The sequence below is a fragment of the Brevibacillus choshinensis genome (assembly GCF_001420695.1).
Classification (GTDB): domain Bacteria; phylum Bacillota; class Bacilli; order Brevibacillales; family Brevibacillaceae; genus Brevibacillus; species Brevibacillus choshinensis.
The window spans coordinates 698,124-719,625 of sequence record NZ_LJJB01000010.1; the positions used below are offsets into that span (position 1 = coordinate 698,124).

Annotated in this window: 15 protein-coding genes; 6 read left to right on the plus strand and 9 right to left on the minus strand. The window is 49.0% G+C overall.

The genetic code is table 11. The features are described from left to right. Positions 1-256: 256 nt before the first annotated feature. The 6 genes from AN963_RS13635 (at position 257) to AN963_RS13660 (ending at position 10,602) form a co-directional block, all read left to right on the plus strand. On the plus strand, positions 257-2,866 hold the full coding sequence (locus tag AN963_RS13635; protein WP_055745119.1) for an SLC13 family permease: 2,610 nt from the start codon (positions 257-259) through the stop codon (positions 2,864-2,866). A gap of 152 nt (positions 2,867-3,018) precedes the next feature. After that, positions 3,019-3,378, plus strand: a complete 360-nt coding sequence (locus AN963_RS13640) for a DUF3307 domain-containing protein (protein WP_055745120.1) — start codon at positions 3,019-3,021, stop codon at positions 3,376-3,378. A 26-nt stretch (positions 3,379-3,404) separates the two neighbouring features. After that, positions 3,405-4,088 (plus strand): Crp/Fnr family transcriptional regulator, encoded by a 684-nt coding sequence (locus tag AN963_RS13645; RefSeq protein ID WP_055745121.1) that lies wholly within the window; start codon positions 3,405-3,407, stop codon positions 4,086-4,088. Continuing rightward, complete coding sequence (locus tag AN963_RS13650; protein WP_055745122.1) at positions 4,089-5,870, plus strand: CHASE2 domain-containing protein; 1,782 nt, start codon at positions 4,089-4,091, stop codon at positions 5,868-5,870. 45 nt (positions 5,871-5,915) lie between these two features. Further along, on the plus strand, positions 5,916-9,296 hold the full coding sequence (locus tag AN963_RS13655) for an Ig-like domain-containing protein (protein WP_236708031.1): 3,381 nt from the start codon (positions 5,916-5,918) through the stop codon (positions 9,294-9,296). Between the two features lie 73 nt (positions 9,297-9,369). Then, the gene (locus tag AN963_RS13660; RefSeq protein WP_055745124.1) at positions 9,370-10,602 is read left to right on the plus strand and encodes an NHL domain-containing protein; all 1,233 of its coding nucleotides are present in this window, start codon (positions 9,370-9,372) and stop codon (positions 10,600-10,602) included. 70 nt (positions 10,603-10,672) lie between these two features. On the opposite strand, the gene AN963_RS13665 is transcribed toward AN963_RS13660, so the two are convergent. The 9 genes from AN963_RS13665 to AN963_RS13705 form a co-directional block, all read right to left on the minus strand. Then, positions 10,673-12,241: an alkaline phosphatase family protein gene (locus tag AN963_RS13665; protein WP_055746293.1), complete on the minus strand. Its 1,569-nt coding sequence runs from the start codon at positions 12,239-12,241 to the stop codon at positions 10,673-10,675. Between the two features lie 141 nt (positions 12,242-12,382). Beyond that, on the minus strand, positions 12,383-13,492 hold the full coding sequence (locus AN963_RS13670; protein ID WP_055745125.1) for a mandelate racemase/muconate lactonizing enzyme family protein: 1,110 nt from the start codon (positions 13,490-13,492) through the stop codon (positions 12,383-12,385). 28 nt (positions 13,493-13,520) lie between these two features. After that, positions 13,521-14,927 carry a YfcC family protein gene (locus tag AN963_RS13675; RefSeq protein ID WP_083496939.1) on the minus strand — a complete coding sequence of 469 codons (1,407 nt, stop codon included), beginning with the start codon at positions 14,925-14,927 and terminating at the stop codon, positions 13,521-13,523. A 199-nt stretch (positions 14,928-15,126) separates the two neighbouring features. Further along, positions 15,127-15,996, minus strand: coding sequence for a LysR family transcriptional regulator (locus tag AN963_RS13680; protein WP_055745127.1), 870 nt, complete (start codon positions 15,994-15,996; stop codon positions 15,127-15,129). A 180-nt stretch (positions 15,997-16,176) separates the two neighbouring features. Next, on the minus strand, positions 16,177-16,974 hold the full coding sequence (locus AN963_RS13685; protein WP_055745128.1) for a M55 family metallopeptidase: 798 nt from the start codon (positions 16,972-16,974) through the stop codon (positions 16,177-16,179). Beyond that, positions 16,971-17,702 carry a gamma-glutamyl-gamma-aminobutyrate hydrolase family protein gene (locus tag AN963_RS13690; protein WP_055745129.1) on the minus strand — a complete coding sequence of 244 codons (732 nt, stop codon included), beginning with the start codon at positions 17,700-17,702 and terminating at the stop codon, positions 16,971-16,973. Before AN963_RS13690 ends, AN963_RS13685 begins: the two co-directional genes overlap by 4 nt. A 68-nt stretch (positions 17,703-17,770) precedes the next feature. Continuing rightward, positions 17,771-19,429: a peptide ABC transporter substrate-binding protein gene (locus AN963_RS13695; RefSeq protein WP_055745130.1), complete on the minus strand. Its 1,659-nt coding sequence runs from the start codon at positions 19,427-19,429 to the stop codon at positions 17,771-17,773. A gap of 84 nt (positions 19,430-19,513) precedes the next feature. Then, a complete protein-coding gene (locus AN963_RS13700; protein WP_055745131.1) occupies positions 19,514-20,497 on the minus strand; it encodes an ABC transporter ATP-binding protein in 984 nt (327 codons plus the stop codon). Next, positions 20,497-21,495 carry an ABC transporter ATP-binding protein gene (locus tag AN963_RS13705; RefSeq protein ID WP_055745132.1) on the minus strand — a complete coding sequence of 333 codons (999 nt, stop codon included), beginning with the start codon at positions 21,493-21,495 and terminating at the stop codon, positions 20,497-20,499. Before AN963_RS13705 ends, AN963_RS13700 begins: the two co-directional genes overlap by 1 nt. Positions 21,496-21,502: the final 7 nt, after the last annotated feature.

A 21,502-nucleotide genomic window follows, 5' to 3' on the forward strand; every position in this document is an offset into this window, starting at 1 on the left:
GTATTTACCTCTATAATTTTTGACAAGCATGATTTGATCTATACGAAGTTTTCATTCTTTTTCGTAACGTCCACCTACATTACTAACTTTAGTTAGCTTACAAAAACGGAAAACTATGCTATTTTACTGAGGTGCTGTTCATCTTTCTCCTAGTTCAAAAGTAATAGCTGAATGCCCTTTGATCGAATTATAATAGTACCCAGTGAAAGAGGCTCTGCTCCTAGCGGGCTAGCGGGCAACGGGCAGGAGGCAAATCATGACGACGTTGCAAAAGATCGGAATGTTCAAGCAATTATCCAATATAGAACTAGCCAAACTGCTCGGAAAATTGGAACTGCATACCGTAACAGCGGGAACGGTGTTGTTTCGCCAAGGCGATCCCGGCGACCGTCTCTATGTCATCAAGAGTGGAAAGCTGGAGCTATACGTCGAGGCAACGACTGGTAGATCGCCGCAAATGATCTCTGTCCTAGCCGAAGGAGACACGCTCGGGGAAATGGCGATGCTGACCGGGGAGGCTCGCTCCGCCACAGCGATCGCAGCAACGGACGCGGAGCTGTACATCATTGACCGTGAGACATTTCAGGGACTCGTGGAAGAACAGCCCTCCATCTCTACCTATTTCATCCGCCTTCTATCACGTCGACTGACCACGACCAACGAACAATTGATGACGACCAAGGAGTTGACCTCCCAGGCAATCGCAAAGGAACTAGATGCCTTTCCTCCTCAGCTCGTACACCTGTTACTGTGCTGCTCCCCTTTTCCGAGAATCAGTGGTAAATGGCTAACCAATCAATTTGGAATCGCCCTTGAAGAAGCGCTCGAGAGTATGCCAGCACTGAAGCGCTTCATTGAAGAGGTAGACCAGTCACCTGGGTGGTATACGCTCGTATCTGATACCCGTCAAGTGATGGCGGAGATCGCTACAGTGCGATTTGGACATGAGGAAAAACGCAAGCGGATGGCGGATATGCTCTCGTTCTATGAAGCAACGGAAGAATGGGAAGCTGCAGTCGAGTTGTTGGGTCACACCGGACGTTGGTCGGAAGTTCTCGAGGTCGTCGATCGCGTCAGGTCATTAATTGATATTGACCGCCAAAAACGTTTGTACAAGCTGCTACATGCCTGTCCACCAGAATACATCGTCAGCAGCTTTGAGCGTTTGTCACACTGTCTCGCACATGTGGAACCGGAAGCTGGACTCGCGCTTCTGGATCATGCGTGGAGTGAGCATGGTGAGCACTATACGAATGAACAATGGATCGCTACCTACGAATGTGCCGCGCACATCCAGGCTCAATTAGGCAGACATCAGCAATCGATGGAATACTTGACACTGGCAGAAGCCAGAAAATCGATTACAGGAATCATCGGACTGGACAAAGGTCCAGGATCTCATTTGGTCCAGCAGCAACTGGCGAGAGGACAAATTCGCAGGCTGGCCGGCAGTGCAGGTGGACTTTTTCAGCGTAGCCGTCTGGGCGGGTGGATCGCGACTTTCCTCGTACTGGTCAGTTTGGTGTTCTTTCATTATATGGAACCATTTGGCGGATTGTCCCGGACAGCTATGGACTTCATCGGAGTTGGCATCGCCGCTGTCATTCTCTGGATCGTCAATCTCATTCCTGATTACATCGTATCACTCGGCATGGTGATGGCGTGGGTGCTAGGTGGATTGGTGACGCCTGAGGTTGCCTTGTCCGGATTTGCTTCAACAACATGGCTCTACATGATCTTCATCATGGCATTCATCGCGGCGATTACCCGCTCCGGCATCCTGTATCGCGTCTCCCTAAATGCGCTGAAACGTTTTCCCCGACATTACAGGGGGCAGCTATGGGGAGTGGTCGCAGGCGGTATCCTGCTCAATCCACTCATCCCTTCCTCCTCTGCCAAAGTTTCACTAGGCGTCCCCCTCGCCCGCACGCTGTCCGAGTCGATGGGCTTTGCCAGCAATAGCCGTGGTGCTGCAGGACTGGGATTAACTTCTATGATTTTTTACGGCTTTACTGCACCTTTCGTACTGACAGGCTCCTACACGAACATGATGGCCTATGGACTCGCTTCCATCGCCGAGCCGATCAATTGGCTCCAATGGTTTTTCTATGCCCTCCCGGCTTTTGTCGTCTTTGCTGTGGTGATGCTGATCCTTCTACACATCATGTTCCGCGACGTTCGCCAAGTCCGCCCCATCTCTGACGATGTGCTGGATGAACAGCTGCGCTTACTTGGACCGTGGACGAGAGCGGAGCGCATCGCGGTCATGACGACTCTCGGTAGTATTGCTTTCTTGATCCTCCAGCCGCTGCATGGAATCGACAGTGCCTGGATCATGCTTGCCGGCTTTGCCGTTCTGGTCATCACTGGCGCTCTTGACCGCCAAACCGTTTCGACCGGGATCGATTGGACGTTTTTGCTTTTTCTCGGTGTGGCATTCAGCTTTGCAGCGGCTACGCAAGTGCTGGGCATCGCGGACGCACTATCCTCTTTTTTGGGGAATCATCTAGCCATGTTCTTGTCGAGTCCGGGCTTGTTATTAACCGTAGTGATTCTCGTCTCGTTTCTCGTCACGCTAGTCATCCGGGATGATCCCGCGGTTATCCTCCTCGTGACAGCACTACTACCACTTGCCGAAAAGGCAGGCATTCATCCCTGGATTTTTGTATTCGTTATCTTGCTAGCAACAGATCCTTTCTTTTTTACCTATCAGTCGCCTACATACCTGACAGCTTATTATAGCTCCGATGGCAAGGCATTCACCCATCGCCAAGGACAGAAGATCGCTCTTGCGTATGCGCTGGCAATCGTACTCGCGATCACGATTAGCGTCCCATACTGGAAATGGATTGGTCTCATCTCCTGAGTTTTGTTTTCTTTGAAATTTTGTGAATTGCACCACATTTTTTTCGTAAAAAAAGGTGTAGACTTGAAACGTCATGCTACTTTGGGATGCGAGACGTACCCTTCTCCTATTTTGAAGGGACCTCTATCCACTCGGGAGGAATCCAGTAAGTCGTGAATCATTTTAGCGCTTTTGATATTCTTTTGATCGCCCACTTGATTGGAGATTTTTTGCTGCAGACAGAGTGGATGGCTAAGTATAAGGCAGAACGATGGATTCCTTTATTGACTCACTGTCTCGTATATACTTTCACAGTCACTTTACTAGCTTTTCTATTTGTACCGGGTGGACTCTCTTTTTGGGCGATCTTGCTTATCTTTGTCTCGCATATCATGCTGGATCGTCGCAGCTTCGTTTATTTTTGGTATCGAAAGGTCATGCAAGTCACGGATGACAGAAGCAAGTGGCTGATGATCATCAGCGATCAAGTCTTCCATCTCATCATTCTGGGGGTGGCACTGGCGATCAGCTAAAAAGAAAAGGAGTTGTCCCCTTTCTCATGAAAAAAGCGCATTTCCTTCGTAATTTTCCGTTTTTTCAGGATTTGGAAAAAGAAGATCTGGACAAGTTGAGTCCGCTATTTTTGACTCGCACCTATGAAAAGGACACCGACGTTTTTCGAGAAGGCGAAGCCGGCGATGAGCTATACATTATTCATTCGGGTATCGTCAAAATTTATCGCGATGACGAGGTACGAGATATCATTCTCGCCATTTTCCGGGATGACGATTTTTTCGGCGAAATGGCCTTGTTGGGGAATGAGCAAGTACGCTCGGCCTCTGCCAAAACGATGGAGAAGACCGTTTTGTACGTCCTGAAGCGAAAAGATTTTGTCTCCTTGGTTCACGACACTCCGAAGATCTCGTTGCGGATATTGGAAACAGCCCTCGATCGCCTGCGCAAGACAAACGAAATGATCACAGACTTGACCATGCGCGATGCGCGGACCCGCATCATCAAAATGATGCACCGCCTGATCGAAAAGCATGGTGTCTCGCAAAAATCGGGAGTACTAATCGATTTGAAGCTGACACATCAGCAAATCGCTGACATGACAGGAACGGTTCGTGAAACGGTGACGAAAGTATTGCTGGATCTTCAAAATCAGCAAGCTATTGAAGTGAAGAAAAAGAAAATATACATCTGCAATCTAGCAGAATTTGAACGGTTGGTCGAAACGTAGATGAAAAAAACGATTTGGAAGCTCTCTTTATTCGGAAATCTATTAGTCGTCCTGATAGGCGCTGCTCTCTTTTTCGGTGATGCCTTATACAAATTAAATTACGCTGTCTATGATTACGACATGAAACAGAGCATGAGTCACGCTCCCCACGAAGACATTATCGTCATCGACATCGATCAGGAATCACTTGATTTGATAGGAACGTTCCCCTGGTCTCGCGACACATATATTCCACTGCTAGAAGCCGTATCAGAAGCTAAGGTCGTCGGGTTTGACATCACCTTTAATACCAAAAGTGAAGATCCCAGTATCGACGAAGCATTCGCTGCCGAGCTCGCCATGCACGACAACGTCATCATTCCTTCTATCGTGGAGCTGGAAAGCTTTTTCCGCACAGAAACAACGGTCATCAAAGGGCAACTCATCAAAGGGCAATCGCTGATCAAATCCATTCCCGAGATTGCATCCGCTGCGAAGACGGCTCACATCAATGCGGCACTCGATGAGGATGGCGTGATTCGGCGCACATGGCTCATGCTCGACACTCCCGAAGGTAACATTCCTTCTCTGGCCTATCGGATCGCTGAGATGTACGGGGCAGATGTGAAGCATTATCTGACAGACCACCCCCAAGCGGAATTGCCTATCAAATATGACGGGACCACCAAAGACTTTATGAACATCCCATTTTACCAGGTGCTGAATGGGGAAGTTCCGCCCGAGACTTTCAAAGATCGTATTGTCCTGATCGGTATGGCTGCTGCAGGAAGCGATGCTCAGCCTACGCCGATCGATAATCATATGTATTTGGTCTACGCTCACGCCAATATTGTCAATCAATTGCTCCATGACGAGAAGATTACGATGGTCGACGATCTGCTGATACTGGCTTTGATGCTAGTCGTGTTCCTGTTTACGATCTGGTTTACGTGGCGGTTGAAGCCATTGTACAGCATCGGACTCGTGATTGTGGTTTCGTTCATCCTCTTGTATGGACAATGGCTCTTCTTTGACAAAAAGCTCATCTATTTGTCAGTCGTGCTTCCGTTCGTTACCTTGTTCTCAACCTTCTTTGTGAATATCGCTGCCAAAACGTATATCGAAACGAGACAAAAGCAATTTATTACCCGTCAATTCGGGCGATACATTTCACCGGAGCTCGTGCGGCAAATTGCCAAAGGCGAAGTGGAGCTTCAGCTCGGCGGTGTAAACAAGGAGCTTTCCATCCTGTTCCTGGATATTCGCGGCTTTACTCCTCTCTCGGAAAAACTGCGTCCGGAAGAGATCGTCGACTTTTTGAACATGATGTTCGACATGATCACGACTCAGGTACTCAAGAATCACGGAACCATCGACAAATTTATCGGCGATGCGGCGATGGTCCTCTTTAACGCCCCGCTGGATGTTCCGGATCACGAATACTACGCTGTGAAAACGGCTTATGACATTCAACAAGGCATGGAACAGGTGCGTAAAGAGATCTGGGAAAAGCACCAGGTAGAAGTGAGCATCGGCATCGGGATCAACACAGGCGAGGTCGTTGTTGGTAACATCGGATCTTACCTGCGTGTGGACTATACGGCCATCGGCGATCACGTGAATACGGCGGCACGGATCGAGTCGAATGCAACGGCCAATCAAACATTAGTATCAGAAGCAACGTACGAACGTACCCGAGATTATTTCGCTTATCAATACATCGGCGAGAAATGGATGAAAGGAAAAGCGACAGGCGTCAAGCTGTACGAAGTGACTGAATTTGTGAAATCACCGGACAAGTAAATTTGTCCGCAAGACCGCGAAAGTGGAGGGATTCCGACAGTGAACATGTTTATGAAAAGGCGAGAAACAAGCTTCTTGGCAGGATGGCGAAGCCTCTTTTTGTTTGTCATCATCGGCTGCTTGCTTGTTGGAGGTGTCAAAACGGTCGCCGCGGCGGAAACCTCACGCGCGGCCAAAGTGGAGTCAGTCACCGGTACTGTCCAGATCAAGAAAGCCGGTGGCACCAAAGAGTACAAGGCATTTAAAAGCATGAGTCTGAACCAAGGCGATCTCATCACGACCGGGGTAAAATCCAGCATTGTTTTGAATATGGCGGAAACAGCCGAAGTAACCGTTAGTGAAAATACGGTCGTCTATCTATCCGAATTGCAAGAAGCCGTGACTGGTAAAAAGACCGACCTAAAAGCATGGTCTGGCTCGGTCTATTTTAAAGTCAAGCCGTTAACGAAAAAGCAAGACAGCTTTACGATTTCCACGCCTACGGCTGTCATGGGTGTGCGGGGAACGCAGCTTTTGGTTGGCATAGATCCCTTTACCGGCAGTTCATCTGTCTTTGTGGGGTCTGGTACAGTCGCTACCAATTCCCTCGATAAACGTGATAGCCATTACGTTTATCCGGGGATGATGGGAACCTACTTTCAGCAAAGACCAGGAGAAGATGCCTCCCTTCCAGATTCTACGGCTTCCGTTATTCAGCCTGAGGATCTGATCAACTCCCTTAGCCCTGCTATTATCGAGGCAATCATTCGCAGTAAGCAGACAATGGATGAAGAACAAGATCATTTTATCAACCAGCTGCGCCAAAAACTGCCTGCAGATATCTCCCAGTCGCTTCAACTGCTATCTCAGGATGATCTTAGCAAGTATGAGCAGAACTTGTATAACTTAGTTAACTCCCTGATCGTAAAAGCGCTGGAAGAAAATAAAATCTCAAAAGAACAGATTGCGGATCTAATCCAACAGGCAAATGCAAATCAAGACTTAATTAGAAAAATTGATTTGGATTCTCCTTCTACGCTTGACTTACCTTCTGCGCAAAAAGCAGAACGCAAAAAGCAATTGGAAGCACAAGAAAAACGCAAACAACAAGCAGAACAAGAACAAAAGAAGAAACAAGAGCAACAAGCCGCCAACGCTGATCTTATAGCCAAGCTACAGGCGGAAAGGGAACGATTAGCCAAGCTAAACGAAGAGGCACAAAAAGAAGCGCAGAGGAAAGCTCAAGAACAATTGGAGAAAGACAATCCAAACGCTGCGGGCTCTACTCCCGGATCCTCAGGCGGTTCAGGGTCGGGTGGTGGATCTGGAGGTTCTGGAGGGTCTGGTTCAGGGGGATCAGGCTCGGGTGGCGATGACAAAGAAGATGCTACCATTGAGAGAATTCAACCGCTCTCCCTAGAGACCTATCTCTTGAAATCGTATACGCTCCCAGCTACCGTTCAGGCTGTCATGAGTACCGGGACGAAAACTGCCGTTCCCGTTAGCTGGAACAAAAAAGCCGACACGAACCTGACTGGAATCTTTACATTCGAAGGAACAGTGAAAGGCTATGAGCCAAAAATTCAAGCAACGCTCAAGGTCGTCGCTCCACTCGGTTCTCCTGTCCCGCTCCTGCAACAACGCCTTCTCTTTGAAAAGGGAATCGTACTTGACTTTGGGGCAATGAATTTACCGAGTAAGGCAACTGCAACATTGCAAACTGTCTCCCCTACACTGCCAGCAGATCGTACTCTTTCAACTGCTGGACCGATCATCGATTTCCAATTTAGTGGGATCGAAATCAAGGAGCCTGTAACCATTTCTTTCCCTGTTGATGCAAAAGCTAGTCAGGGGCAAGTCGGTATCTTCCACTGGAACGGCAGCGATGACTGGGAATACGTCCCTACCTCTGTTTCCGCTGGGATAGCGACAGCAACCGTTAGCCACTTCTCGGCTTACGGGGTGCTACAGGCGCAACAGGTCGCTGACGTTACAGCTGCACCAGTAGAAGGGCTTGTCGATAACGGAACTTCTATTTCATTATCGACCCAGACGCCGGGAGCTACGATCTACGTGAAGCGCGGAGATCGCTTTAAGGAATATACAGCTGGCGACAGACTGACGGTACCAGGAGACGGAGAAACGATCGAAGCCTACGCCGCAAAGCGCAACATGCGCGACAGCAACACTGTCCGTCTCGTATACAGCACAGCTCAGGCTAGCGTGATTGACAGTCAACACATTAGTGTCAGCTTTTCACAGCCGATAGATGTTTCATCTTATGACATCGACATACCGGGACTGCCTATTGCATCCGTGGAGCGTACCGGAAACAGCGGGTTGACCATTACGCTAGCAACGGACACAGCGGAAATGCCGCTACAGTCTTATTCTGTGCAATTTTTTGAAGGTTCCCGCTATGTGGCGCAGAGCAATTCGTTTCAATTAGGGAAGGTGCCGCCAACTCCATCGATCGAAGATATTGAGGTTCAGTTAGATGGCATTTTCAATGAATCTGGGGATTTTAGTTGGGATCGTGTAGAAGACGCGACTGATTATCGCATTTACTTAAATAGTGAGCGGATTCCAGATCCATACCTTGAGCATAATTCCGATATTTCGAGAAGCTACCTTTACTTAAACGACCTCAAGCCCGGCAAAGACTATATGCTCAAGGTCCAGGCGCTAGACTCTCAGGGAAAAACCATCGCAGAAGGTACATTGCCGTTTAGTACGGAGCCTCTTCCTGGATTAAACATCAGAGTTATCGAAAGAGGTTCGGATTGGATTAAGATTACATGGGATCCAGGCCATCCTAATCGTAACTACCGTTTTTACCTCGATAATGATGAAGACTCGGAAGTCCAAATTTGGTTTAATTCTGGCCCCTATGAGTACACGTTTACTGGGCTTACACCTGATACAGAGTACACCCTTCTCGTGAAGGAAATTACTGGAGATTCCCCATCTGCCCAAGGTCAGAAAACAGTACGTACGTTATCAGAAGACTCTCCTCCACCATCTGTCGAGGAGCTCACTATCATCATAGACGATGACTTTATTGACGGGAAACAAGGGTTTCATTGGGTAACTGTCCCCCACGCCACCACGTATATCATTGCACTAAACAACGAAGAACAGCCGAATTCATCAGTTGAAGACGATGAAGGATTCTCGCGTACCGCTTTGTATGGCCTTACGACAAGTATTGAATATGAAATCAGAGTCAAGATTTACGACGAGTCAGATATTTTGATTGCAGAAGGCTCCCTTTTATTCACACCACGGGAACCGAGTAACCCGGATGAACCTAGTAACCCAGATGAGCCAAGTAGCCCTGATGAACCTAGTAACCCAGATGAACCTAGGAACCCAGATGAGCCAAGTAGCCCTGATGAACCTAGCAACCCAGATGAGCCGAGTAACCCAGAGGGAACGATCGCTTAGCCCCGATCCATATGCCGAGTTATAATCCTTATCCTTCTTACTCGCAAGATACAATAATAAAGGAGCAACGGATATGAAACCACTCAAACAGACGATCCGGATGGCGACCCTCATGATCGGGCTGTTGGCACTCCCTACCGCCGCGGTCACTCCAGCTCTGGCCGAGGAGAATGTCGGGCAGCCTGCACAAACTGCCCCCTCAGTCGTTACCGTTGCTGGCAACGGACTATTCGGTGATGATAACGGTGCGGCCCTGTCCGCATCGTTTCGCACGCCGATGAGCATCGCCTTGCAACCGGACGGTACGGTATATATTGCTGACACCAAGAGCCACCTGATCCGCAAGCTTTTCCAAGGAAATATTTCGACCTTTGCTGGCTTTACCTTTTCCGAGGATTCCAAGGGCTTTCCGATCGGAACACTGTATGACGGAGCTGCGAATCTCTCTGTTTTCCAAAACCCACAGGGACTCTCTCTGGATTCACAAGGTAATCTGTACGTAGCGGATACCGGTAACCACTCCATTCGAAAGATTACCTCTCTAGGGGTAAGCACGATTGGCGGAGATGGCGTCATGGGCAACCGCGATGGCAAGAACGGAAAGGACGCCCGCTTCCATTCGCCAGCGGATCTCGCTATCGCTCCCGATGGTACAGTCTATGTTGCGGATACCTTGAACCACGTCATCCGTAAGATCGCTGTCGATGGTACCGTGACAACACTAAACAGTCCGTCCAAGCGAGTCGTGGAGCTGTCCCCGGGGGATGCAGAACCAGCAGGAGATTTTCAAGACGGTCCGCTGGAAACGGCCAAATTCAATGAACCAAGTGGAATTTGCCTAGATGCCACAGGAAATCTGTACGTCAGTGACACGGGCAACCAACGCATCCGTTATATTGACTTGCAACGAAAGACAGTTACTACTGTAGCAGGGCAAACCAGCTCGAAGTATGCTTCAAACAGCCTCTACATGGAGGGGAGCTACGCAGATGGTGACGCAGCCATGGCTCAATTCCAGTTTCCTCGGGGCATAGCGATGACCGCTGATGGCGGTCTGGTCATTGCGGACAGCATGAATCACGTCGTCCGCTACTTGCACGATGGAAAGGTCTCGACATTAACCGGGACCCTCCAGGATTCCAAGCCCGAAACAATCAGCACTACCGATGCCGTTGCTTCACCCTCTGTACCCTTCCAGCTTCCTGTCGATGTTGCGGTCGATACTTCCGGAGCGATTTGGGTAGTCGATTCCTTTAGCAATACCGTTCTTCAGATGCACATCAATAAAAATGACGCAGGAAGATGATCCCGCGTCCAAGTGTAGAGAAACCCTGTCTTCGGTGGGTTTCTTTTTTTATCCAGAAGTGCCCTACCTCTTATTCATTCACTACCTGCATGATCCAGTCTTTGACGTCTACAATCCGCATCGTTTTTGGCCGAGTATCCGTACCAACGATCAGGAATGGAACCAGAGAATCTAATTCATGAAGGGAACCATGAGCCCCTCCTCCGACATGCGTCGGGGAGCTTTCCGTGACGAGCTCATATCCGGGTTGGATTGTGACTACGACGTATCGACCTTCATGAGAATGCATAGCCCCATACAACCTCGCCAATACATCCGGATATTTCCCATACTTGATTCGATGATTCGTGATCGTTATATCTGCCAGACTCGGGTCTCCCGATATTGTCCACGTTTGCCCATATTCATCTTTATCTTCTCCGCCAGGGCGATACGTCAACGTACGGTTGTTTTTGCCCGCTGTGACCTGCACATTTTTTCCGTCATTTATCGCTATGAGATCGAGCTTCCCCTCATTTTGCAACCGTTTCACGACGTCTGATAAAGGTACCTTGTCATCATTAACGTAGATATATGCCATCCGTTCATTGGCACTAATCACGATCTGCTCATTAGTCCCTACTGGCTGGTTCAATCTCGCTATGCGGTATCGGTTTAAAAGCGTCCTTAGATCGACAGTAGCCACTTGCCGATCATCCAGCACAGCGCTCTGGGCACTATCTCCCATAACGATCCATACGGCTTTTTTGATGGCCTGATCCCACGAACCATACGCATTCAGTACGACTTGCAACGCTTGATCCGCCTTTTCAATGCCTTTCAATTGAGAGACTCCCTTTTTATGCACAGCCATATCATTCTCTGGGAAGTAGGCGATCGTTACGCTCGGCAATTTCTTTTGCGTGATCAGAAAGGCGGTATCGTGCGCGGAAAATAAGTTGTTCATCCCATATTTATCCCACAATTGAGCATTCTTACTATTGGCAGGGTCTAGTTGTGCAAATGCCGCATAGGAGAGCATTGCGGGTCCTGTTACTTTCCATTGTTGTGGCAATGACGTCGTATTTGCGAGCAAGGGTGGTACTTTCAGAGTATGCTCTGTCTTTCCTCGGAAGACAAGTCCATTAATGGAAGCGGACTGTTTGCCCTTTTCCGCGAGTTCTTCATGAATCGTCTTGATCTGCTTGTTCAGTTGAACATGGTTTAACTGATAGACAGCATCGACGAGAACTTGTGGTTGATCGATTTTCAATGTTTCCTTTGGCCCGTTTCCATAGAAGATCATGCGGTTTTCTTTGCCACTATACCAAACAAGTCCTGGCACATGATGCTGGTCTGCATAGGTTCCGGTTAGCAAGGTACTGTCTATCGTCACGGACATAGTGGGAAAGGAACTGACCATCTGCGGGTAATAATGTCCGTGTGCCATTAAATACTGCAAAGCGGGTACGCTGCCCTTTTGGATAGCTTCACGCAAGGGTTTGTCCATTAATGAATCGATGAGTATCATGATAACAGGCTTGGAAGAGGTGGCGGTACTTTGCAGATGTAGTTCTTCCCTGTGGTTTGCCTTGCAACTAACGATCAGCAAACTTAGCCCTAGCACGAGCAAAAATGAATGTTTCCGATTCCCCTTCATCGGCATCCCCCTTTTTTCCATTTATTTTCTCCTGCCGGTAAAAAAATCATCCAAATTATGGACGAGCATTCTCGTCGCGTGATCCCATAAAAAAAACAACCAGAGAAGTCCCTCCCCGGTTGCATGTGAAATCCCTCATCCCTATTCTATTACCGCTGAGTGAACACTGAAGCGACGCACGACTTCCTCGTCTACCTCCACCCCTAATCCCGGGCGGTCACTCAGGATCAGTTCATTCTTCTGGTAGTTCAGCTTGCCGAAGTCTTGGGAGAACATCAGAGGTCCCACCATCTCATTCGAGAAAATCATCTCTTTTGCGATAGAAAGATGTGCGCCCGCTGCGGTCGCAACAGAAGATTCTACCATCGAGCCGACCTGGCAGCGCATTCCTGCCATTTCTGCTTGAGCTACCAGTTTGCATGCAGGGTACAGACCGCCACATTTCATCAGCTTGATATTGATAAAGTCGGCAGCCTGTCTGTCGATGATCTCGCGCATTTCCTTGTCGCCGTGCAGTCCCTCATCTACCATGACGGGAATGAACGTCTTCTGCCGCACCTGCGCCAACCCAATCAGATCGTCTGCCAGAACCGGCTGTTCGATCCATTCCATCTGACAGTCCTCGACTTGCTTGAGCACCCGCATAGCCGTGGCAGCATCGCACCAGCCTTGGTTCGCGTCCACACGCAGCTGGATGTCAGCGCCAATCGCTTCACGGACAGCCTGGATCCGCTTCACATCGACCAGTGGATTGTCGCCTACCTTGATCTTGATACTCGTATATCCGTCTTGTACGGCTTGCGCGGCTTGGCGAGCCATTTCTTCCGGCGCGAGAATGCTTACAACATAAGGAACGGTCAGCGTTTCATGAGACTTGCCACCTAACAGATTGTAGACGGGCTGGCTTGTCGCTTTTCCCATGGCGTCGTAGCACGCGATATCGATGGCTGCCTTGGCTGTCGGCGCGTGATAGACAGCACTGGACATGATGCGATGAATCTTTTCAATGTCAAAGGGATTCTCCCCAATTAACAAGGGTCCGATGTCTTTTACGAGCATTTCGTACGTGCTGGAAAAGGTTTCTCCCGTCACATGGGAGTCTGGCATTCCCTCCCCATAGCCTGTGATTCCAGTATCTGTGGTGATCTTTACGATAATACTCGGCAGCTCGTGGTACACGTCGTAAGCGACGATGAACGGTCGCAGTAAAGGTAGCTGTGCCGCGAATACTTCAATCGAAATGATTTTCATAGGAACCCCTCCGTTATTCTATCTACGATCAAAATGGTCCGTAATGCATGAGATTGGCAAGGATGACAGCCACGAGTCCGATCCCGAACTGGGTCAAAATCAGGGGCAAGATCCACTTCGCCCAGCGAATCCACGGGATGCCTGCGAGCGCCAATCCAGCCATGAAATAACCGGAAGTCGGGAAAATGATATTGCCGATACCATCTGCCAGTGAGAAGGATAAGACCGCTGTTTGCCTCGTCACCCCGACGAGGTCCGCCAGCGGTGCCATAATCGGCATCGTGAGCGCGGCTTGTCCACTTCCAGACGGCACGACGAAGTGGATCAAAAATTGCAAAATGTACATCCCCGCTGCACTGAGGACAGGCGGGATCTCATCCAAAAGCCCTGAAGCATGGTAGAGCAGCGTATCAATAATGTGACCTTCGCCCAACACGACAAGCGTAGCCCTCGACAGCCCAATGATGAGCGCACCCGTGAGCATTCCCGCTGCCCCTTTCATGAAGGACTCGATCAGCTGATCAGGGGACATCCGGGAGATGAGCGTAATGACGATGGCCAATATGACAAACAGGGCAGAAATCTCGGTAATGTACCACTTAAATTCAAGCACCCCGTAGATCAGGGCGACAAAATTGAGAAGGAAGCAGATCAGCACGAGTTTGTGCGTGCGAGATAACGGCTGTGCTTTCGCCGTATCTGTTGTCTCGATTGTCGCCGCGCCTTCCCCGTAAAATCCGAGCGAGCGATTCTTTTTGACCTTCATCGCATACCGATAGATGAACCCTACCGAGACAAGGTACATGATGACAAACAAGCCGATCCGATAGCCAATTCCTGAAAAAATGGGCAGTTGCGCTATCCCTTGGGCGATTCCTACTGTAAACGGATTCATGATTGCTGTCGTAAAACCGATCGACGCTCCCACGAGGACAATGGCCGTTCCGGTGATCACATCAAATCCGAGGGAGACCGCCAAAGGCACCAGGATCGGGATGTACGCCAATGTTTCCTCCGCCATGCCAGTAAATGCTCCTGCAAAAGCAAAGAACAGCATCATGATGGGAATGAGCCATTTTTCCTTGTTCCCGAGCTTGCGCGACAAGGACCGGATGAACGCATCCACTGCGCCTGTTGCCGTCAACACTCCAAACGTACCACCGATGATTAATACGAAGAAAATGATTTCACCTGCATCCACTAGTCCAGTGTGGATCGCGCTAAACAATTGAAAGAACGTTACGGGTGACGCTTCCCGTTGTTGAAAGGATTGTGGATCGACGACACTTCTTCCATCTACTTCGACGCGCGCATACTCTCCCGCCGGTACGACGTGTGTGAGAATCGTCGCTACGAGCAATACGCCAAACAAAAGCACAAAAACATTAATTCCTCTCTTGCGTCTTGCTGATTGATCCTGGTTGTTTTGAGGCACTTTGACTTCCCCCTTTTGCACTTTTCTGTTTTTTTATAGTAGTCCATCTGAGTATTCTTGAAAAATGAGGTTGTTCAATGATAACGATAAATAAATCCACACATTGGTGAAAACCGCATCTTCCTCTTGCGTTCGTCGCGATAAAAAAAGGCGACTTCGGAAGGATTTGCTTCCGAAAATCGCCCATCATCACCTATCTTTACGCACGAAACGTAGGCCACACATCCAACACCACATCGATAAAGCTGCTGACCGTGCTGTCATCCCGCTGATCCTTTGGGTAGATCAAATGGGTCAATAGTCGATTGGGAAACCGATGCAGTACCTGCAAGTTCCCCTGCTTCACTTCTTTATCAATAATCACGTCACTGATCAAAGCGATCCCCGTTTGAGACATCACTGCTCGCTTAATCGCCTCCTCACTCCCGCATTCAATCGTGGAGGTGGGCTTGCACTTGATCTCATCCAGGCATTCTTTGATGACGCCATCGATGTCATAGGTAATAAAGGGATACTCTTCAAAAAGCTCCGCTGCACTCCCTCGTGATTTGACCATCAACGGATGTGCGACTAGCACCAGATCCTCCTGATCAATCAAGATCTCCTCAATCCCCGGCCGATTGCACGTCCCCGCAATAATACCGAGATCTGCTTTGTTGGAATCTACCAGCTTGACCGTTTCCTTGCTGTTGTAACAGAGGAGCTTCATCTGAACCTGCGGATGAAGCTTGATATAAATACTCAACAGCTGCGACAAATAATAACTGCAATAAAACTCGGGAGCCGCAATACTCAAATTTCCGTAAGGCTTCTCCAGTCTTCGCAAGTCCTGCTCCAGCTCCTCCAAATCTTGAAACAGCTTGTCTGTATGCTTTTTCAACAGCTTACCCGTCGGCGTCAAAAAGGTCCTCTTTCCTACCCTGTTTAACAGAGTGTGACCGATGTCCTTTTCCAAAGCCTGAATTTGTAAGCTGATCGTCGGTTGTGTATAGCGCAGCATTTCTGCGGCTTTCGTGAGATTGAGACACTCCGCAACAACATGGAATGTCCTCAAATGGCGCAATTCCATTTGGCCCCCCTGGGAAACGATTCCGATTCCCTTTCTGTTGGTTTTTGTCCATAGTAGAACATCTCGTTGTTTCAGACAAGGATTACCCAATTAGAAAACTTGGCTACGCCAAGCCTTTGGCGGAGCTGTACAAAAAGAGCTGTCCCCCTAGCCGCAGTCGACTGAGAGACAGCCCATTGATCACAAAACGAAGAACAAGAAACGCAGTACTTCCATATAATCGTTCGTTTCAAATGCGACCGTTTTGTGGCCCGTTTGTTTCGCACCTGGATAAAAGGAACCGCTATAGGCATGGTAGTGCTCACGGAACGCGATTTCGACATGGAACGTTTCAGGTAGTTGAACCATGTATTTGGAAAGGTCATCTGCCAGGACAGCCTGCACCTGCTCCTGAATCTTTTGAAGTGCCAGATTCGGATGGATCGAAATCGATGCGTTGCCGATCCCCTCGCTCACCGATACAGTCTTGATGTTGGGATTGAGCTTTTGGGCATCCTCGCAGATCATCTTGTCACCCGTTGCCAGCAGAACAGGAACGCCTGTATAAGCAGCGGTGTAGGCATTGATGGTCAATTCACTGGCAATTTCTCCGTTTATCTTCACGTATTCATTTCGCATGTTCATGGTATGGGCCAATGGATTTCCGTTCTTTCCACCAGCCGAGTGGTAGCCGATAAAGAATACGCCATCAAAGCTGGAATCTAGCCCCGCCATCATGATGTAAGGGTTATTCGTCCAGCCACGCAAGATTTTCACCTGCTCCGGCAGCTTCGATGGATCCAGGTTTCTCGCGGTGCTGTGCGCGTCCTTCACTAAAATGTCTTCCACACCAGCAGCGAGTGCCGCTTCGCATGCCGCATTTACTTCTTTGGTCATTTGCTCGGTGAAATATTTGCTGAAAGACTTTTCGATGTCGGCTTCGTTCCAGTTGACGATACCGGTTACGCCCTCGATGTCGGCGCTGATAAACAATTTCATACAGATACCTCCCTTTGTTTGTACGCAAGTGATGCCTGAACAAATTGATGAAACAGCTTCAGGAACATCGGATGACGCTTGGTCATACACTCCGGGTGCCATTGGACCCCCAGCAAGAATCGATCTTCTGTGCTCTCTACTGCCTCTACGATACCATCCTCGGAATACGCTGTCGCTACGAGATTTTTCCCGAGAGCTTTGACTGATTGGTGGTGAAAGGAATTCGTGAAGATCCGCTCTGTGCCAAAAATCTCATAGAGTTGAGTGTCTTTCTTGATCTGCACGGAATGATAGAATTCGTCAGATGCGGTGTGCTCCGGATAGTGTCCCAGTGTGCCAGGAACTTGACTGTAAATGTCCTGATAGAGACTTCCCTCCAGCGCGACGTTGATCAATTGGATTCCGCGGCAAATGCCAAAAATGGGCACGTTTTTCTCATACGCATTTTTAAACAGAGACAATTCATACTCATCCCGGATCGAGGACATCGAATGCAGTTCCTTTACCGGATTCTCGCCATAAAAATAAGGGGCGATATCGTTCCCACCTGTAAAGAGAATCCCGTCTACCATGTCTATGTAATCTTCGTAATTCGTTTCATTGGCAACGATGGGAATGTTGACGGGCAGTCCTCCTGCCGCGTAGATCGAATCCGTATAATTTTTGCTCACCGAGCTGTACTTGGACGACTCGGACAGGAATGTGGTCACTCCAATAATCGGTTTCATCGTTGTTTCTCCTTCACGAGGCAGGGCCGAAAAGCGAATGCTCCCCGACCCTTCCCCATTCAAATGGATTATTCTACGTGCGCGTATTCAAAGATGGTATGGCCGATGTAGTTTTTCAGAACACCTTTGACATTTGGCTTCGCCAGGAATTGATCCTCGTAGAAGCGCAGTGGCATCAATGGCATTTCATCCACCAAGATTTTCTCAGCCTTCACAAAGTTCTCCATACGCTTCGCCTGATCGGAGATTTTGCGGTTCTCCTCTAGCAAGCTATCGTACTCTTTACTACTCCAACGCATGTCATCAGAGGTGTTGACACCCTCAAAAATATCGAGGTTCGTCATTGGGTCTGGATAGTCACCTGTCCAACCATCGGATGCGATGTTAAAGTTTCCATTCTCGATCTCATCCCAATAGACTTTCGATTCAAACGTTTCAATGTTCACATCTACACCCAGATTTTGTTTCCACATACTTTGCAGGGCTTGCGCGATATCTTTATCCGATTGGCTTGCCATGACGATCATCGTGACCTCTGGAATTCCTTTGCCATCCGGATAGCCTGCTTCGGCTAACAGTTTTTTCGCTTCATCGACGTTTTCCGTAAACAGGTTGCCGACTACATCGCGATAGTCCTTGTCTTTTTGCACACCATCTGGAATACCATATGGGACCATACCAAACGCAGGTTTTTCTACGGATTGGACAATGCTCTTGATGATTTGTTCACGGTTGATCGCCATGCTAAATGCCTTACGTACTTTGGCATCGTCAAAAGGTTTTTTGGATGCGTTGAAATCAAAATACTGCATCCCGATACGCGGAATCGAGAAGAACTCTGGCGTACTCTCGTATCGCTTCATTCCCTCAGGGGTCATGTTATCGGAAACTTGAATTTCATCGTTGGTGTAAGCCGCCAGCTCTGCCTCACTGGATTCGATGAACACGATTTCCAGCGTATCCAGTTTCACTTTGTCCGCTTCCAAATAGTTAGGATTTTTCTTCAGGACATATTTTTCTTTTGGCTTCAATTCACTGAGCATGAATGGACCGGTCGTCAGATAGGTCTCAGGAGATTTGGTCCAGCCTTCTTTTTCCACGGCATCTTTTCGTACAGGATAATACGCCGTGACGCACAGCAGCTCCAGGAAGTATGGCGTTGGATTCTCCAGCGTCACTTCGAGTGTGCTTTCGTCTACAGCTTTTACGCCTACGTCTTCTGCTTTTGCTTTTTTCTCGTTGTAAGCTTTTCCGTTTTTGAGGTAGTACAGATAGAAAGCTGCACCTGAAGCAACTTCAGGGTTCAACACGCGCTTCCAGGAGTACTCAAAGTCTTGAGCAGTTACTGGCTTTCCATCGGACCACTTGGCGTTTTTGTTGATTTTAAAGGTGTACTTGGTTCCTGTCGCATCCAATTCAGAGCTTTCTGCTAAGGACGGAACAGGCTTTTTCCCAGATTCATCGATTTTATAAAGGCCTCTGAACAAGTTTTGCAGCACAATGGAGGAACGTGCATACACGTTTAACGTTGGATCCATTTCCTCCGGTTCCTTGCTTAATGCATACACGATCTTTTGCTCCACTGCCGGCTTTTCCCCTTCAGCTTTTGGAGCGGTCTGTCCCTGGTTCGGCTGACCTTGTGGTGCCGTTGTGGAACTGCTACATCCAGCAGTCACGGATGTGATCGCCAAGAGTGCTGCGAGCACCAAGCCCATCCTCTTTTTCATACTCGTCCCCCCGTTTTTTTGCATATTATATGAGCTGTCAGGAATGAGACAGCATTCATATCTTTGGGAATGGCAGCGTTACGGTCAATCGATCAAATGGCACGCCACGACGTGTCCATTCCCCATATCCCGCAAGCCGGGCTTCTCCTCCGCACACTTGCTCATCGCATAGGCGCAGCGCGTCCGAAATGCACAGCCGCTCGGCGGATTCAACGGACTCGGCACATCGCCCTGCAAGTGAATCCGTTCGCTTCGCTCGGCTGTATCCGGATCAGCAATAGGCACGGCAGACAGCAGAGCTCGAGTATAGGGATGCTGCATGTTCGTATAAAGCTCATTGACCTCTGCATACTCCACCAGACTCCCCAGGTACATGACGCCTACTTTGTGAGAGATATGTCTGACCATCGATAAGTCGTGGGATACAAATAAGTAGGTTAGGCCAAAGCGCTCCTGAAGCTCCTCAAGCATATTGACCACTTGCGCCTGGATGGACACGTCCAGCGCGGAAATCGGCTCATCACAAACGATGAATTCGGGCTCGACGGCCAAGGCTCGAGCAATCCCGATCCGCTGGCGCTGGCCACCGGAAAATTCATGCGGGTAGCGGTTGAGGTGATCTGCTTTTAGGCCTACCAGCTCGATCAGTTCTTTGACGCGATCCCTTCGATCCTTCCCCTGGTAAATGTTATGTACCACCAGCGGATCACCCACGATCTCTGCTATCGTCATCCGAGGGTCCAACGATGCGTAAGGGTCTTGAAAAATCATCTGCATTTTCTTGCGATAGGGCAGCATCTCTTTGTGGTTCAGTCCACTGATCGACTGCCCGTCGTACAAAATGTCACCGGATGTTGGTTCATACAGCTTCAACAGCGTTCTCCCGATGGTCGTTTTGCCACAACCGGACTCCCCAACGAGACCAAAGGTTTCCCCTTTCATGATGCTAAAGCTGACGTCGTCTACTGCTTTTAACATCGTGGAATTTCGGCCCAAAAAGCTTTTGTGCACTTCAAAGTACTTCTTTACATTCCGTACCTCTACCAGTCCTTGCTTGGCTTCCCCCATTAACTGATCACCTCTTTCGCATGTGGCGCAGCTTTCGGATGCATGAGCCAGCACGCTGCCAGATGAGTTTCAGACAAAGATACCTGCTGAGGAGGAAGCTTCTCACAGATTTTCATGGCATAAGGACATCTCGCGGTAAATGCACAGCCTGCCGGGGGTCTCAGCAAATCTGGAGGACTGCCCGGGATGGAAATGAGCTTTTGCTTTTCTCCCTCCGAAAATTGCGGAATCGACCGGAGCAATCCCCAAGTGTACGGGTGCTTGGGCTCATAAAAGATTTCACGCGTCGTCCCCTGCTCGACGATCGTGCCACCGTACATGACAACGATTCGGTTGCACATATTGGCGATCACACCGAGGTCATGGGTAATCATCACGATGGAGACATTCAGTTTGTTTCGAAGATCGCGCATGAGGTCGAGAATCTGCGCCTGAATAGTCACATCCAGCGCTGTAGTCGGCTCATCCGCAATCAGCAGCTTGGGAGAACAGGACAGAGCGATCGCGATCATCACCCGTTGCCTCATTCCCCCGGAAAACTCATGAGGATACTGCTTCAGCCTTCTCTCCGGACTCGGGATTTCAACCATCTTCAAAATCTCAATCGCTTTCTTTCGCGCTTCTTCCTTGGATAGCTTTTGGTGAATTCTGAGCGGCTCCATGATCTGCTCGCCCACCGTAAAGAGCGGATTCAGGGATGTCATCGGATCCTGAAAAATCATGCCGATGTCGTTCCCCAGCATTTTTCTCATCGCTTTTTGATCTGTGTTTACGAGCTCCGTCCCATCGAACATGACACTGTCCGCTTCGAGCTTGGCATTTTGCGGGAGCAGCTTCAAAAGAGAGAGCATGGACACGCTTTTACCTGAACCAGACTCTCCTACGATCCCGATTGATTCTCCTTTGTTCACGTGAAAGGAAATACCTCGGACCGCCTGTACCTGCCCAGCTTCTATATGAAAGGTCGTCTTCAGATTCTGCACATCGAGTAATTTCACGTTAACA

Excerpts from the sequence above, each read along its gene's own strand:
- AN963_RS13635 (WP_055745119.1), top strand. The coding sequence starts at position 257 with ATGACGACGTTGCAAAAGATCGGAATGTTCAAGCAATTATCCAATATA.
- AN963_RS13645 (WP_055745121.1), top strand. The coding sequence starts at position 3,405 with ATGAAAAAAGCGCATTTCCTTCGTAATTTTCCGTTTTTTCAGGATTTG.
- AN963_RS13650 (WP_055745122.1), top strand. The coding sequence starts at position 4,089 with ATGAAAAAAACGATTTGGAAGCTCTCTTTATTCGGAAATCTATTAGTC.
- AN963_RS13655 (WP_236708031.1), top strand. The coding sequence starts at position 5,916 with ATGTTTATGAAAAGGCGAGAAACAAGCTTCTTGGCAGGATGGCGAAGC.
- AN963_RS13660 (WP_055745124.1), top strand. The coding sequence starts at position 9,370 with ATGAAACCACTCAAACAGACGATCCGGATGGCGACCCTCATGATCGGG.
- AN963_RS13665 (WP_055746293.1), bottom strand. The coding sequence starts at position 12,241 with ATGAAGGGGAATCGGAAACATTCATTTTTGCTCGTGCTAGGGCTAAGT.
- AN963_RS13670 (WP_055745125.1), bottom strand. The coding sequence starts at position 13,492 with ATGAAAATCATTTCGATTGAAGTATTCGCGGCACAGCTACCTTTACTG.
- AN963_RS13680 (WP_055745127.1), bottom strand. The coding sequence starts at position 15,996 with ATGGAATTGCGCCATTTGAGGACATTCCATGTTGTTGCGGAGTGTCTC.
- AN963_RS13685 (WP_055745128.1), bottom strand. The coding sequence starts at position 16,974 with ATGAAATTGTTTATCAGCGCCGACATCGAGGGCGTAACCGGTATCGTC.
- AN963_RS13690 (WP_055745129.1), bottom strand. The coding sequence starts at position 17,702 with ATGAAACCGATTATTGGAGTGACCACATTCCTGTCCGAGTCGTCCAAG.
- AN963_RS13695 (WP_055745130.1), bottom strand. The coding sequence starts at position 19,429 with ATGAAAAAGAGGATGGGCTTGGTGCTCGCAGCACTCTTGGCGATCACA.
- AN963_RS13700 (WP_055745131.1), bottom strand. The coding sequence starts at position 20,497 with ATGGGGGAAGCCAAGCAAGGACTGGTAGAGGTACGGAATGTAAAGAAG.